General features: G+C 62.7%; 14 protein-coding genes. 5 read left to right on the top strand and 9 right to left on the bottom strand.

Going from position 1 to position 14,217, the window contains the following annotated elements; translation table 11 throughout:
* Window positions 1-4 precede the first annotated feature (4 nt).
* The gene (locus V5735_RS07785) at window positions 5-853 is read left to right on the top strand and encodes a class I SAM-dependent methyltransferase (RefSeq protein WP_423745840.1); all 849 of its coding nucleotides are present in this window, start codon (window positions 5-7) and stop codon (window positions 851-853) included.
* Between the two features lie 14 nt (window positions 854-867).
* On the opposite strand, the gene V5735_RS07790 is transcribed toward V5735_RS07785, so the two are convergent.
* The 3 genes from V5735_RS07790 to mutL all read right to left on the bottom strand — a co-directional run bounded on the left by V5735_RS07790 (window position 868) and on the right by mutL (window position 4,047).
* Complete coding sequence (locus tag V5735_RS07790; RefSeq protein ID WP_423745841.1) at window positions 868-1,059, bottom strand: DUF7333 family protein; 192 nt, start codon at window positions 1,057-1,059, stop codon at window positions 868-870.
* Window positions 1,060-1,090: 31 nt separating this feature from the next.
* A complete protein-coding gene (locus V5735_RS07795) occupies window positions 1,091-1,834 on the bottom strand; it encodes a hypothetical protein (protein ID WP_423745842.1) in 744 nt (247 codons plus the stop codon).
* A gap of 83 nt (window positions 1,835-1,917) precedes the next feature.
* Window positions 1,918-4,047, bottom strand: coding sequence for a DNA mismatch repair endonuclease MutL (gene mutL / locus V5735_RS07800; RefSeq protein ID WP_423745843.1), 2,130 nt, complete (start codon window positions 4,045-4,047; stop codon window positions 1,918-1,920).
* A gap of 121 nt (window positions 4,048-4,168) precedes the next feature.
* Between mutL and V5735_RS07805 the strand changes: the two genes are divergently transcribed.
* On the top strand, window positions 4,169-4,456 hold the full coding sequence (locus V5735_RS07805) for a hypothetical protein (RefSeq protein WP_423745844.1): 288 nt from the start codon (window positions 4,169-4,171) through the stop codon (window positions 4,454-4,456).
* A gap of 260 nt (window positions 4,457-4,716) precedes the next feature.
* Here V5735_RS07805 and V5735_RS07810 read toward each other — a convergent pair whose 3' ends face one another.
* The 4 genes from V5735_RS07810 to V5735_RS07825 form a co-directional block, all read right to left on the bottom strand.
* Window positions 4,717-4,923 (bottom strand): DUF7576 family protein, encoded by a 207-nt coding sequence (locus V5735_RS07810; RefSeq protein WP_423745845.1) that lies wholly within the window; start codon window positions 4,921-4,923, stop codon window positions 4,717-4,719.
* Complete coding sequence (locus tag V5735_RS07815) at window positions 4,920-5,201, bottom strand: HalOD1 output domain-containing protein (RefSeq protein ID WP_423745846.1); 282 nt, start codon at window positions 5,199-5,201, stop codon at window positions 4,920-4,922. Before V5735_RS07815 ends, V5735_RS07810 begins: the two co-directional genes overlap by 4 nt.
* A gap of 90 nt (window positions 5,202-5,291) precedes the next feature.
* Window positions 5,292-8,534 carry a PAS domain S-box protein gene (locus V5735_RS07820; RefSeq protein WP_423745847.1) on the bottom strand — a complete coding sequence of 1,081 codons (3,243 nt, stop codon included), beginning with the start codon at window positions 8,532-8,534 and terminating at the stop codon, window positions 5,292-5,294.
* A 256-nt stretch (window positions 8,535-8,790) separates the two neighbouring features.
* On the bottom strand, window positions 8,791-9,645 hold the full coding sequence (locus tag V5735_RS07825; protein ID WP_423745848.1) for an RNA ligase family protein: 855 nt from the start codon (window positions 9,643-9,645) through the stop codon (window positions 8,791-8,793).
* A gap of 218 nt (window positions 9,646-9,863) precedes the next feature.
* Between V5735_RS07825 and V5735_RS07830 the strand changes: the two genes are divergently transcribed.
* Together V5735_RS07830 and V5735_RS07835 are read left to right on the top strand one after the other, a co-directional pair.
* Window positions 9,864-10,217 (top strand): hypothetical protein, encoded by a 354-nt coding sequence (locus V5735_RS07830; protein WP_423745849.1) that lies wholly within the window; start codon window positions 9,864-9,866, stop codon window positions 10,215-10,217.
* A gap of 215 nt (window positions 10,218-10,432) precedes the next feature.
* Window positions 10,433-10,567, top strand: coding sequence for a DUF7503 family protein (locus tag V5735_RS07835; RefSeq protein ID WP_423745850.1), 135 nt, complete (start codon window positions 10,433-10,435; stop codon window positions 10,565-10,567).
* Between the two features lie 3 nt (window positions 10,568-10,570).
* Here the strand turns inward: V5735_RS07835 and V5735_RS07840 are convergent, their stop codons facing one another.
* On the bottom strand, window positions 10,571-12,649 hold the full coding sequence (locus V5735_RS07840; RefSeq protein WP_423745851.1) for a hypothetical protein: 2,079 nt from the start codon (window positions 12,647-12,649) through the stop codon (window positions 10,571-10,573).
* Entirely contained in the window at window positions 12,579-13,085 is a 507-nt protein-coding gene (locus V5735_RS07845; RefSeq protein ID WP_423745852.1) for a DUF7504 family protein, read from the bottom strand. The genes V5735_RS07840 and V5735_RS07845 overlap by 71 nt, the downstream gene beginning before the upstream one ends.
* Window positions 13,086-13,464: 379 nt before the next feature.
* On the opposite strand from V5735_RS07845, the gene V5735_RS07850 reads away from it, so the two are divergent.
* Window positions 13,465-14,175 (top strand): hypothetical protein, encoded by a 711-nt coding sequence (locus tag V5735_RS07850; RefSeq protein WP_423745853.1) that lies wholly within the window; start codon window positions 13,465-13,467, stop codon window positions 14,173-14,175.
* The last annotated feature ends 42 nt before the right edge of the window (window positions 14,176-14,217 follow it).

The raw sequence follows: 14,217 nt of genomic DNA on the forward strand, positions 1-14,217 counted from the left end.
TCGGATGACGAACGACCCGCGAAACCGCATCGACCCGGCGAACTACTACGACCGGTTGAGCGAGGGCGAGTGGGAACGCCTCGAAGAGTCGTTCAAGAATTCCCTCGAATTCGAGAATACGACCGGCTATCTCGACCGCTTCCTGCCCGAATCGGGGCACGTCCTCGACGCTGGCGGGGGCGCGGGACGGTACTCGATTTGGCTGGCGGAGAAGGGATACGACGTCACCGTGCTCGACCTCTCGGCCGAACAGGTCGCCATCGCGAGACAGCGCGTCGCGGAGCGCGACCTCGAATCCCGCGTCAGCGTCCAGCGCGGAGACATCCGTGACCTCCCGTTTTCCGACGACCGGTTCGACGCGACGCTCTGTCTCGGCGGCCCGCTCTCGCACGTCATCGACGCCGACGGGCGGGACGCGGCGGTTCGGGAACTCCGTCGCGTCGCCAAATCAGACGCTCCCGTCTTCGTCTCGGTGATGGGGTTCGTCGCCGTCGTCCAAAACCTCATCAAGAGCGCGCCGCACTTCGGGGTGGGCGTTCGACAACTGCCCGACGTGGTCGAAACGCGGGACTACTCGCCGGAACTGATAGCGAAACACGGCATCGACGACCCGTCGTTCGTCGAGTGTCATTTCTTCCGGAGCGACGAACTCCGCCGTCTCCTCGAAGACCGCGGCATCGCCGTCGAAGTCGTCGCCGGACTGGAAGGCCCGGCCTCGAACTTCGGAGCGAACCTCGAAAAAATAGACGAGGAGGCACAGGAGACCGTCGCGGAAGTCGTCGAAACGCTTCGGGAAGATCCGACGATTGCCGACCTGTCGAACCACATCCTCGCCGTCGGGCGGGTCGAGTGAACGATTCGGGTCCGCTATCTCGTCGCGCGGTACTCTCCGTGTTTCACGCCGAGGGCGAGCGCTATCAGGCCGAAAACAAGCATCGAGGGTGTCACCATCATCAGCACTGTACTCGTCGCCATGGCTCCCATCCCGATGAGGCCCGCCGTACCGATGGCGACGATTGCCACCAGTGCTGCGGCGGTCACGGGTAAATTGAACTCCATACGGGACGGTTCGGCGACCGACGGAAAAGCGTTACTCCGATTTCGGGCGCATGAGATTCGCCAGCGTCACTAAGAACCCGAGGACCCAACCGACCGGCACCGCGATTCCGAACCACATGCCGACGTAGGCGAGTCCTTCGAGGTCGAAGCGCGCCCGGAGTATCTCGTCGATGCCGCGATAGGTGAGCACGTTGTTCAGCAACCACACCGCGAGGTTCGTGCTGTTGGGGAAGATGACGTTCGAGAGCGACGGGGAGTACAACGCCGCGACGACCGGTGGCAGGAAGAGAGCCGTCATCCCGGACGGGTAGGCGAACAGCACCGTCGTTATTCGACCCCCGTATCTGCTGGTGAGGTACGAGAACACCGCCGCGACCGTCGCCACGCCACCGGCGGCGGCGACCGCGTAGAACCCCTCCGTGGAGAAGCGATATCTCGCCAGCGCCGCCAAGCCGCCCCAGACGACCACCGAGAGCACGATGACGCCGAGCACCCCGAGGCTCGCCGCCGTTCGGTCGATGCGACTCGTGTAGTAGCGCGCGGCGAAGCCGAACAGGACGAAGGGATAGAGCAGGGCGACGACGACCGTTCCGACCACGCTCCAAATGCCGTAGGCGACCTTCCCCGTCGTACTCTGTGGCTGCCACTTTCCGAGGACCGAGTGGGACTGCTGTCGCTGTCGCGGGAAGAACAGTGCCATCCATCCGGTGTGTAACTGTGCGATATCGTAGCGTATTGCGTCGGTGAGTCCTCCCTGACTCGTCCCGCGTGCCATACTATGGCACCATTCGGCCAGCCGATATGAAGGTTATCCTTACCGGTCCGGAATCGGACAATTGCGGGGCGTACGCGCGCAACTCACTCGGCTCGCCGTCCGGCGTGACCCGGATAGTCCCGTTCGAACCGGTCCTCTATCTCGCCTCGGTTGAACTCGATGACCACCGGCCGCCCGTGCGGGCAGGCGTAGGGGTTTTCACACTCGTCGAGCGCCGCGAGCAGACTCACCACGTCTCCCTCTCGAAGTGACGTGTTACCGGTTATGGACGGATAGCACGCCAAATCCGAGATGAGTTCGTCGGCGACCGCCTCCGCCGAATTGGCGTCACCCGATTCGACCGAGATGAACTCGGAGAGCACGTCTCGGAGCAGGTCCGGCGAGAGCGTCTTCTCGAAGACGGCGGGAACGGTCGTCACCTCGACGGTCCTGTCATCGACGAGCGCGGCGTGAAAGCCCAGTCGCGCCAGCGCCTCGCGGTAATCGTCGAACAGCGCCGCCTCCGCCGCCGTCAGTTCCAGTTTGACCGACGACGCGAGGACTTGCGTGGTCGTATCGCCCGCGAACTGCCGACAGAGGCGCTCGTAGTTGACCCGCTCGTCGGCGGCGTGCTGGTCGATGAGCACCAAGCCGTCGTCGGTTTCGGCGACGACGTAGGTGTCGTGGAGTTGCCCGAGAATTCGCATGCTCGGCAGTCGTTCGAACGAGGCTTCGTCCGCTTCTTTCGCTCCCTCCCCGCCCGTTTCGGGGAGCGTCGTCGTCGCCGTCGGCGCGCTGAACTTCCGTTCCGGGTCGCGGGCGGCGTCGGTCGTCGCCGGACCCTTCCCCGCCGAATTTCCTCCCGCGGAACGTCGCTCAGTCGCCGAATTTCCGTTCGTCGTCGCGGTCCTGTTCGTCGTAGAATCGCCGCTCGTTGGTGATTCCGTACGGGATTCGGTCGCGGTTCGTCCGGTGGTCGAACCGTGGCCGCTCGACGTCGTTCGGTCCGGTTCCGTCGCTTCCGTATCCGCGGGTTCGGTGCGGTGGGAATCGGACGCGACGTTTCGAGACCCTGACTTCGGTGCCGTTGCCGCGTTCGAATCCGCCGTCTCTCCGCTCGCGTCCGTTTCTCCTTCCTCGTTCCCGTCGCCGAGTTCCGACTGCACGGGTTCGGGCGTCACGTCCGTCTCGTCGGGCGCGGACCGACCGCGCGGGGCGGAGGTCCGGACCAGTCCGTTGTCGAGGAGTGCCTCCTGCACGGCGTCACGAACCGCCGCCTTCACCCGCGCTTCGTCGCCGAACCGGACCTCCATCTTGCGCGGATGGACGTTCACGTCAACCGAGTCGGCGGGCACGTCGAGGAAGAGGACGGCGAAGGGATAGCGGTCGGGTGCGAGTTGGTTGCCGTAGGCGTCGAGGATGGCCTCCCGAACCACCGAGGAGCGGACGTACCGCCCGTTGACGTAGGTTGCGACGTACTCGCGGGTGCTTCGCGTCGTCTCGGGATGGCTGACGTATCCCGAGACGTCCACCGCGTCCCCGCCATCGACGGCGATCATCGCGGTGGCGACCTCCCGACCGTACACCGACAGGATGGTGGACTGGAGGTTTCCGCGTCCGGTCGTCGAGAACACCTCGCGCCCGTCGTGTTCCAGCGAGAACGCCACCTCGGGGTTCGCCAGGGCGTACTGGGTGACGACGCGGTTGACGTGGGCGAACTCCGTGGAATCGGTCTTCAGGTACTTCCGGCGCGCCGGGGTGTTGAAAAAGAGGTCTTCGACTTCCACCGTCGTCCCCTCGGGACAGCCCGCCGGTCCCAGTCCCTCCACGTCGCCGCCGACGAGGCGGAGTTCGGTGCCCGACCCGCCGCCGCGCGGCTTCGTTCGAATCTTCGTCCGCGACACCGCGCCGATGGTGTACAGCGCCTCGCCGCGGAAGCCGAGGGTTGCGACCCCGGATTCGAGGTCGTCGATGTCCCGAATCTTGCTCGTCGTGTGCTCCTCGACTGCGATTTGTACGTCCTCCCTGCTCATCCCGATGCCGTCGTCAGTGACGGCGATTCGCTCCGTCCCACCGCCATCGACCCGCACCGAAATCCGCGAAGCGTCCGCGTCGAGGCTGTTCTCGACTAATTCCTTGACCACCGAGGCCGGTCGCTCGACGACCTCCCCCGCCGCGATTCGCTGTATCGTCGTCTCGGAAAGCGCTCGGATGTTCGTCTCCCCGTCGCTCATTTCTCGAATCCTTTCGGCCCGTCGTAATCAAGGTTCGTGTGTCGGGTCGAAACCACATCATTAATGAATAATAGGTATAAAATCGCAACGTTTACTCGCGTCCGTCGCGTGTACACCTGCCATGGAATCGTTTACCGAGACGCTGGAAGTCGTGACCTTGGGGAACCACGTTCGTATCGAACTCGAGGACGGACGGGCGTTCGAAGGCCCGGCCAGCCCCATCGATTACACGCCCGACGACCGCTTCCGACTGGAAATCGAACCGCGACACGAGAAGATTCGGCGCTGTGAAATCAGCGCCGTCTGCGTCGATGGGTCGTGGACGACGCCGGAGGTCCGCCACTACAGCCTCGGCGACGAGGACTGGACGGTCGCCGGAGAAGCGCTCGACATGGAAATCACGCGATAGCTGCCGACTACCTGCCGCCGGTAGTCGCCTCGGCCGGTAGCGACCGGCCGGGGTCAGCGTTCGACGGGTGCGGTGACGCAGGAGCGAATCCACGCGTTCGAGTTCTCCGGGGCGTACATCAGTACGACCCGAGCCGATCCGTCGGAGTATTCGGTACACCGGAGTCCTTCGGTTCGTTCGTCATTGGTACTCGTCATTGTTGGGTAGGGGGTGAGTGAGCGTCGCTGCCGAGCGAATCGCCGGGAACGCCGAGCGGAGGTTCATTCGCGGCTCCACGCCGCTTGACACGCTTCGTCGCAGAACGAGTGGAGAACGACCGACCCGTCCTCTTTCGTTTCCGTGACGATGGGATACCACGCGGTGGTGTCGATGGGGCTATCGCAGTGGGAACAGACGGGCGTCACGGACCGAGTGACGGTGACGTCACGGCGACCGTCCCGCTTCTCCATCCCGGGAGTATCGTTCATGCCTCTACTTGCGAGAGGAGCGTGGCGGAGACGGTTCGATTGTCGGAGACGACCACTTCACAACCGTCCATGGTAAAGCTGACACTGGAATCGACGTCTCGCGTTACCGATGGGGTCGGTCGGAATAGTCTGTCGAGCGCGTCCGGGTCGATGATATCGTACAGTGGTGTCATATCGGCTGGGTCGACTTCGGCGGCGTCGGCGACGGCACGTATCACGGCCTCGCTAACACGTCCGTTTTTGACGGATATCGTTGCGGTAGTTCCTCGGTCACTCATGCGTTCCACGACCGGAGGCAAGACAAGTATCGGTAAAGTGGTTCCAGCTAGCTATGCAGTACCATACCGATAGTGACGCTAGATACCTAGCTACTCGACCTCGTAGAGCCGGTCGAACAACTTCCGCTGGGCGGTTCGGAGGTGGTTGATGAACGTCGGTTGCGTGATGTCGAGGGACTTCGCGACTTCCTGCCCAGTGGTGCCGCGGGGAGAGTCGAAAAAACCGCTCAAGTAGGCCGTCTTCAACACCTGTTGCTGCCGGTCGGTGAGACCTTCTTCGAAGGCCGCACGGCAGGTTTGAACCGTCTGTACCGGCTGTTCGCGGTCGCGCCGTGCGGCGAGTTCGAGCCCCGAGTAGCGCGTCCGGAGCGTCTCGACGAGTTCTCGGACCTCCGTCGTGGGCGGGACGGTGACGACCGCCCGGATTCGCTCCTCGGTGGCAGTTATCGATTCGGGCACTGCACCGCGTTCTCCGAACACCGACGGAATGAGTGGCTCCGTCACCGTGATTTCGAACAGCACCTCGTCGTCGTGTTCGGTCACGGGGCGACCGCGTTCCACCGTGATGACTTCCTCCAGATACGTCTCGACAGCATCGACATCCGCCCCGTGGACCGTGATGAAGAGGTGGTCCGTCTCCTCGTCGTTGACGATACCCTCGTAGGTGACTCGGCAGTCGAGGCTCGTGGCGAGTCGTTGGAGCAAGTCGTCGGAGTCAGTGACCCGAAAGTCGAGTTCGATACTCCGGTCGGTCAACAGGCCGCGCTTCGTTTCGAGGGCGTCGATGGTGTACGCGATGGTCTCTCCGAGTTCGGTGAACACTGCCTGTGAGAGCGCGTCGAACGCATCCGAGCGCGTCGCGTACACCATCAGAACGCCGTAGGAATACTCCCGGTAGACGAGCGGGATTCCGATAACCGACTGATAGCCCCGCGTGAGCGCTTCGAACCGCCACGCCTCGCGTTGGACGCCCCCGGCGACGTTCGTCACGGTCGTGAGGGAACCGTTTTTCACCGTACTCACTGCCGGTTCCACCGCCGTCGAGTCCGTCTCCAACTCCAACGAAACGCTGTCCAAATATCCGCGCTCCACGCCGGACCACGCTTCCGGAACGACCTTCGATGTCGCTTCGTCGAGCGTACCGACCCACGCCATGGCGAATCGGTCGGTCGCGGCGAGGCGCTCACACACTTCGTCCACGACGTCCGAGCGTGAGTCCGCGAGGACGAGCAGATGTTCGATGTCGCGGAGCAGTTCCGTCGTCTCGTGTAGTCGTTCGAGACGAGCGGCCTGTTCTTCGAGTTCGTGCTCCCGCTTGCGGAGCGCAGCCTCTCGGCTCACTCGGTCGAGCGCGGCCTGCGTCGTGGCGGCGAAGAGGGTTGCCAGTTCGACGGCGTCCGTTTCGAACGTTCCCGGTTCGTCGTCGACGGACATGAACACCCCGTGGTTCCCGAGCGGGACGTACAGCCCGCTCCTGAGACGCGTCTCCGGGTTGTACACGTGTTCGGACTCGCGAACGTCGTCGAACACCCGCGTCTCCCCCGTGGCGAACACCTGCCACGTGATGCTCTCGCCCGCTTCGAAGGAAACCGGCGGGCCGACGAGCGGCGGGACGTCGTCCGAATGGGCCACCGGTTCCAGCGTGTTCGTCTCCTCGTCGAAGAGGAAGACGACGACGCCGGGGAGGTCGAGCACCGACGCACCCGCGTCGGCGGCGATTCGTGCCACTTCCTCCGTCGAGGACGCTTCGAGCATCTCTTGCGTCGCGGTGTGCAACGCCGTGAGCGCCTGCTCGTGACGCATCCGCGCGGTGACGTCCATCGAGACGCCGATGACACCCGTCACCACGTCCTCCTCGTCGTGCATCGGTTGGAACCACGTCTCGATATGCAGGTTTTCCAGTTCGTGGACGGCGTTGACGGGTTCTCCCGAGAGCGCCCGCCGGACGTCGGCGATAGCGTCGGGACATTCGGAGAGCCTGTCGAAAACCGACTCGCCGATGACCTCTTCGGGGGACGTATCGAATGCCGCCAACTCACGGCCCTCAAAAAGGGTGTACCGCCCGTCGGCATCGAGCGCGAACAGGATGACCGGAACGTTCTCGACGACCGATTCGAGGCGCGTCTTGGTCTCTTCGAGTTCGCGCTTTCGCTCTTTCTGCTCGGTGATATCGGTGTACACGGCGTAGGACTGCTCGCCGGATTCGCCGGGGTGAACCGGAATCGACCGCAGGAAGAAGTCCCGGACGCCGTCGGCCGTCTCGCGCCTGACCTCGTCCTCGATGTACTCCCCTGCTTTCACCCGACGATTGATAGCGTTCCCTTCCGCGGCGAGTTCCGTCGGCAGAACGACGTCATCTATCGAGCGACCGACCATCTCGTCTTCGGGGTAGCCGAACGTCCGCTCGAACGCGGCGTTCACCGCTTTTATCATCGGAACGTCGCCGTCGTACTCACAGTAGGCGGTCGCGTCGCCCGAATCCTCGAACAACGCCGCGACTCGATCGCGTTCGAGTTGGAGACGCCGGTCGCGCTCGACCCGTTCCGATATGTCGCGCATGACTCCGACCGTCCCCTCGAACGACCCGTCCTCGGACGGAACCGACGTGAATCGCACTTCGACGGGAACCGTCTCGTCGTCGGCCGTCCGGATTTCGATTTCGTACGTGCCGACGTCCTTCTCGCGGTCGAGAAGGAGTTCGCGCTGTCGAAATGCTTCCGAGACGGTTTCCTCGTCCGAGATGAGCGACCCGTGAGCGCCGACGAGTTCGTCCCGACTGTACCCCGTCAACTCCTCCATCGCTTCGTTGACGGCGAGAAGATAGAACTCGTCGTCCAGCGCGTAAATTCCGTCGTTGACGGTGTCGAACATCGTTTCGTACCGTTCGAGGTCGCGTTCGTGCGCCGTCCATTCGGGTGGTTCCTCGCCCAGCTCGGCGACGCCGAAGAGACGGTCACTTTCGGGGAGTCGAACCAGGTGGCAGTCACCGGAGCGTTCCGGCCCGTCTGCCGTAACAAAACCGACGGAGACGGTGGCGTTGCCCTCATCGAGCGCCGTGGTACACGCGGCATCGAAGCGTTCGCGGTCGGATTCGGTCACGAGGGCGTCGGCCCGCTGTGAGGCGAGGTCGGTATCGGAACGTCCGGTCAGGTCGGCCACGCGGTCGGACCACCACGAGAGGGGTTCCTTGTTCCGGAACGCGAACGCGAACACCGCGTCGTCTAACGCCGAGAACAGCTTCGCAAGTGACCGAGAATCATCACCGAAACTCGACACGAGGGCGTCGAACCCCGTGACGTTCTGCGACGTCCGATTGTCGGGAAATGACGTCATTGAACCATCCCCCTCGATAACGAGGGTCGTTGAGGGATAGAATGGGTGGCACGGTCATGAATCCACTGCTCGTCGTGTCGTCCGATTACGACTTCTCATCGTGAATTTTCCGTGAATCGAAATAAATGGTCGATTTTACAACACGCTCACCGCTATCCGCGACCGGTTTCACAACCGAAGCGGCATCGAACAGAACGGCCGGAGCGGGACGTGGCTCATCCGGTATTGGAGCCGTTTACGCGGTGCTCCCCGACTATCACTCATTTGACCACTGGTTCGAACGTTCGGCCACGAACTCGCTCGCAAGCGCCGCGAGTTCCGACCGGAACGCCCCCTCGTCGAAGTCCGCGGCGTCGTGAAACAGACGGTCGTGTTCCTCCCGAACGATGTCCTCGAACACGCGGTCGTAGAGGGTCTCGACCGTAACCGCTCGGTTCCGGGCTTCGACTTCCGTCGCAACCGTCCGGAACCGGCGGTCGGTCGCGAGTTCCGTTGCGACTTCCTCGGCGGGTCCCTCCACGGGTTCCACGTGCGCCGTCGCCTCCACGTTCGGGTGTGTGAGTTCCGCCCGCTCGCCCGTCTTGTTTCTGATGACGACGCCCGCCGCGGCCCCGTCGTACCAGTTCGACTCCGGGATCTCGTATGCGTCGGGGTCGAAATCGACCGCTCGAACCTCCTTTTGGACGGTATTCACGGGATGGAGCCCGAGTCGTTCGTACACCTTCTCGACGGCATCCGGCGGGAGAAACCGCTCCTCGTTCGTCTCCCAGATGTCGTAGCCCAGAAACGACGGCGTGCGACGCCACTCGTAGTCGATGGTTCGTTTGACCGTCGCTTCGCCGAAGAAGACGACGGATTCGACGTCGCCGACCGCGGCGCGCAACGCCCCGCGGTCGAGGTTCTCCCGGAGGTGTCGAATCAGATGCTGGTATCGAGCAGGGAGTTCACCGGCCTCGTAGACCCGTTCCCGGTCGCCGACGCGAATCGCGCCGGACTCCTGCAGTTGAAAGCGGACACCCCAGCCGTCTATCTTCTCCTGAATCCAGAGGTGGCCTCGTTCGAACAGGGTGGATGCGGCGTCGGCGCGCGGAATCGATGGATACCGTTTCATGGTGTTGGGTGACGGTGCCGGTCGGTGCCGGTCGGTGCGGGCGGCGGTCGGTGCGGGCGGCGGTCGGTGCGGGCGGTGCGGGCGGCGGACTGCTGTGAAACGGTAGCGGCGCGGGCTACTCGTAGTTTTTCATGCATCCTTCGCTCTTCGTGTTCGACTCGTGCGACAGAACGGTCTTCTGGGATTCGTTCCTCCTTCCGAGGTAGTTCTTCCCCACGATGCGCGCGAACCAGTTCAGTCCGGCGCTGTCGCAGGTGCTCGGCTCGGAAGCGCGGTGTGACCTGTTCGCCGTCCTCGTCGAGCGTCGGGGCGAGTGGCTCACCGCCGCCGAGTGGTGCGACCGAGCGGGCGTCTCGCGCTCGGGCTTCCACCGCGACCACAAATCCCTCTTCCTCGGGTTCGACCTCGTTGACCTCCGAGACGGTGGTTCGGACACTAGCGTCCACCCCACCCACACCCTCGCCGACACCGAACAGGCCGACCTGCTCGCCGACCTCCACTACGCGCTGGAGGACGAACTCGAAAACACCGGTCCCCTCCTCTCCACCGCCCTCGACGGATTCGTCCGGTAGCTCCGTCGGCGACCGCGCGGAATCGTATTCTGTCGGTATTTACACGACACGAATATATCAAGTGTCATTCACGAATCTGCCGTATCCCGTCGATTCGACCGGAAATAGCGCGTGAATTCAACATTTCGTCGTGTTCTCCGCGATTTATTTCTATATTGCATGGGTGAGTAGCTTTAAGAAAAGTCTACATTCACGTGGAGAGTCGATTTGATTGCATGTCGGAGGACAACCTACAATCGTATCTCGCACAGCACCCACGAATGATCGGCGTTTTGTTCGCTATCTGCCTGCTCCTGATGCAGGCGGGGAATACGTCGGCGGCGGTAGCACTCATGACGAATGGTCCCTGAGAGTCATAAATCCGCGGCCGAAAGTTCGTCACTCCAGTAAATACTTCTATTATATTTCACAGGCAGTAGTTCGAGACTTAGAACACTGTTAAACTCCTCAGCAGACAGTACGTATCCCGTGAACGGATCTGAAGTGAGATATCGCGTTGGGTCGTCTTCGAGATTTGACGCCGCCATCGAACCCAACCCGTAGCTTGAGGCTGGATAAGCACACTGCTCTACGAGAAACTCGTTCCCGTCTCGGCTAACTCGAAACATCGCTGGCGCACCACTTTCACTCTGACACAGCGTCACGCCACCGTCTCCGACCGTGACGTATTCGACGCCGACGACCAACTCCTCTTTCGCAACGCTGAGGGCGGCACGAAGCGAGAATCCACAGTTCAACAGTCTGGCGAGTGAGCGGCCGATCTTCGTCGCCGAGGAGTTGACGACCTCGGCGAGGGTGACGACGCCGCCCTTGCTCCCCTTCTGGACGAGGGTTTCACCCTGTCGATACGAGCGGCAGGCGTTCAGCAGGAAGGCATCGACGTTGACCTCCGAGAGGGAATTCGCGTCGAGCGACCCGTCCGAACAGTGGAAGCCGTCGTCGTCCACGTGGCCGATGTAGTGGATGAAGTCGGCGTCGGACCGGAACAGGGTCGCCAGTTCGTCCGTCGTCGTCTCCTCGTGAATCGACACGTCGAAGGCGACGAAATCGCGGAGTCCGTAGAATCGACTGACGACGTTCTCCTCGTCCATCGACACGTCGTTGCAGACGACGTGGACCGTCAGCGCCGACTCGTCCGGCGCGGTGTAATCGTTCTTCTGACGCAACGACTCTATGGACACCTTGTTGGCCCCGATTGGGTAGCCGTTGCCGACCCACGCGTGTTCGATGGTATCCGCCGACTCTATCTGGAACAGTTCGTCGTCGCCCCAGTCCCACGCGTCGTCCGCGCTCCGCGTGAAGTCACCCGCCGCGACCGCCGTGCGCGTGAAGTCGTCGAACATCTTCGGCTTGGGCCGCGAGGTGTACGTGTCGGGGTGCTGTGGCGTTCGCAACAGCGACAATTCGCTTGCGAAGTGCGGAAGCGCGGGAAGCGTCTCCGCCGTCGGCACCACGTCCGTCGTGAGGTGCCAATCGAGGATGTGCGGTTCGAGCGTTTCGAACGGAATCGAGAGGTATTCGGGCAGTTGCTCCGCGAGCGGTCGGTCGTACAGGTCGGCGAAATCGAGGTCCACCAGCGGTTCGACCCGCTCGCGCTCGTGCAGTTCGACCTTGTAGTAGCCCTCCGTCCGCGTGAGACAGTCGAGGAAGAACGTCTGTCTGAGGATGCGGTTGACGGTGGCTTCGTACCCGCCGGGTCCCGAAAGCGAGCGTTCGAACTCCCCGACCCGCAACCGCGGCGCGTCGCCGACGACGAGTTCCGCGCCGAGGTAGTACGCCAGCGACGCCGCCGGGTACACGTAGCTCCGTTCGGGCGGCAGGACGAGTTCGACGCCCGTGTCCGGTCGCTCGATGCTGTCCGGTACGTCGAAGGACTCGCCTCGCTCGATGAGCGGCGGATGGCCGCGAAGCGTCGGAAACGACCGCTCACAGGTCGTCGTCTTCAGCGCCGACCCGAGCAGCGAGAGGGCGGCCATCGCGTCCTCCACGTCGTCGGTGACGGTGACGGTCCCCGTGGGGCGTTCGTGGAACGACCGCGCACCGACGCGCGCCCGGCGACGCCCGTCGAACCGAATCATGGCGGACGTTTCGCCGTGGTCGAGCACCAGCGAACTCTCGACCGCGATGTAGAGCTTCATCGGCGTGCTCTGCACTTCGAGCAGGTAGTCGTCGAACGGGAATTCCAACCCGTCGAACGTCGTCGCGTCGGTGACTATCGACCCGTCTTGGGTGCGGACCACGACCGAGAGGTGATTCGGAATCTCGATGCCCGTCGCCTCGAACCCGACCGCCGCGTCGATGGGGAAGTAAAACTCCGTCGTCCCGGCGGGTTCCATCGTGGGAGGGTCCTCGGTGTAGAGTTCAAATCGGACGTTCTCGACAGGGTCGAAGATGGTGAGTCCGCAACGCCGGTCGAGTGTATCGAACTCCATGTGTCTGATTCTCTGTTGTATGTTTCGGGGCGATTATAGTTCTATCCACACCGTCGTTTTGTCGAGTTCCGGGACGTGCCAGCGCTGTTCGGCCTTCATTCCGGGTTTCCGTCGAAGTTCGATTCGCGCGTCGAACAGCGGCGGTCGGAATCGACCGCTCCCCGTTTCGCTGGTCGATTATCCACGTCGTCGCGTCGGCGGGGGACGCGCGCTTCGGAAGCCGGGATTCGGGGCTGTCGATGGTTCGGTCGATGAGCGCGAGGATTCGATACCGTCGCTCCCCGTAGCCGAACAGCACGCGGGCCGCCTTCGCGGAAATCCAATCGGGCACGTTCCCGGTCACGAGGATGTTGCTTCCCCGCTGTTTCAACCGCTGTAACCACGTCTGAAAGTTCGAATCGGGGTCGTCCCCCCGAAACTGGAGCTCCGAAGTCATATCGAGTATATCGGAATTCTTTCAAATAACTATTCCGAGTTAGATAAGTCGGAAGGAACTGACCCTGTCCGCCGTCGGTGAGGCCTCCCGTTCGACGCTTCGCGGCCGTTCCCTCGAGTCTCGATTCTCCACGTTCGGCCGCTTTCGAACCATTAGTTCGGATACATGTCACCGATGGTTGTACGATTGGTCAGTTGTTAGGACAAGCACGGATGGGACGATACCAACGGCGTGCCGGTATCTCTCGTCGTCCACGAAATCGAACTACGCTTCTCGATTCTCCGACGTGTATTTCATACTCCGTTTGTTGTAACTAACGAAAAAATGCTGCAAAGTTATGGGTCAGTACGTGGATTTCTGCCCGAGGTCATCCGTAAATATGACGAGAACGAGTATCACGCTCCTGTTGGTCCTCGCCGTGGTCTTCGCCGGGTGCGCGTCGCTCACCGGTAACGACGACCAGACGACCACGACGACCATCGAAAAACCGACGGACACGACGGCATCGACGACGAGTACATCGACCGACGCGGGCGACGGAACGACGGACACGTCGTCCGACGTCACGACGACAACGACGGCACAGGCGACGACAACGCAAGCGACGACCACGACCGCCGAGTCGTCGTGGTCGGAACCGAAAGCCCCGAACACGCCGCTCCAGAACAAGATGGACTCGGAGGACGGCGGTAACTGGATACAGAGCGTCTCGGTCGTGAACACGAAGTCCGGAAGCGGCGGGTACGCCGCCTTCGACCTGAAGGTCGAGGCCAACACCGACATGCATCACATCGACCCCGCGGAGCACGGCACGGTGAACGGCGAACCGTTCTTCCTCGTGTACGCCGACGGGTCGCTCGACAACGGGTCCCGGTTCACCCGGACCGAGGGGACGCTCATCGAGCGAATGGACGTCTCCCGGGACGAAAACGGCGAGTTCACCATCACCATTCGACCCGGCGGACTGGAAAATGCCGGTGTCGAGGACGGCGAGGTCAAACTCATGGTCCTGCTGATGGACGAGGACAAAGACTGGGACGACATCTACGGCGTCGCCACGGTCACGGTGGACTACTCGTCCGGCGAATAGTCGGCGACCGCTCGCCCGCTCTGACCCGTTCGGGGCGTAAAA

This window comes from Haladaptatus sp. SPP-AMP-3, from assembly GCF_049568665.1.
In the GTDB taxonomy this organism is placed as follows: Archaea; Halobacteriota; Halobacteria; order Halobacteriales; family Haladaptataceae; genus Haladaptatus; species Haladaptatus paucihalophilus.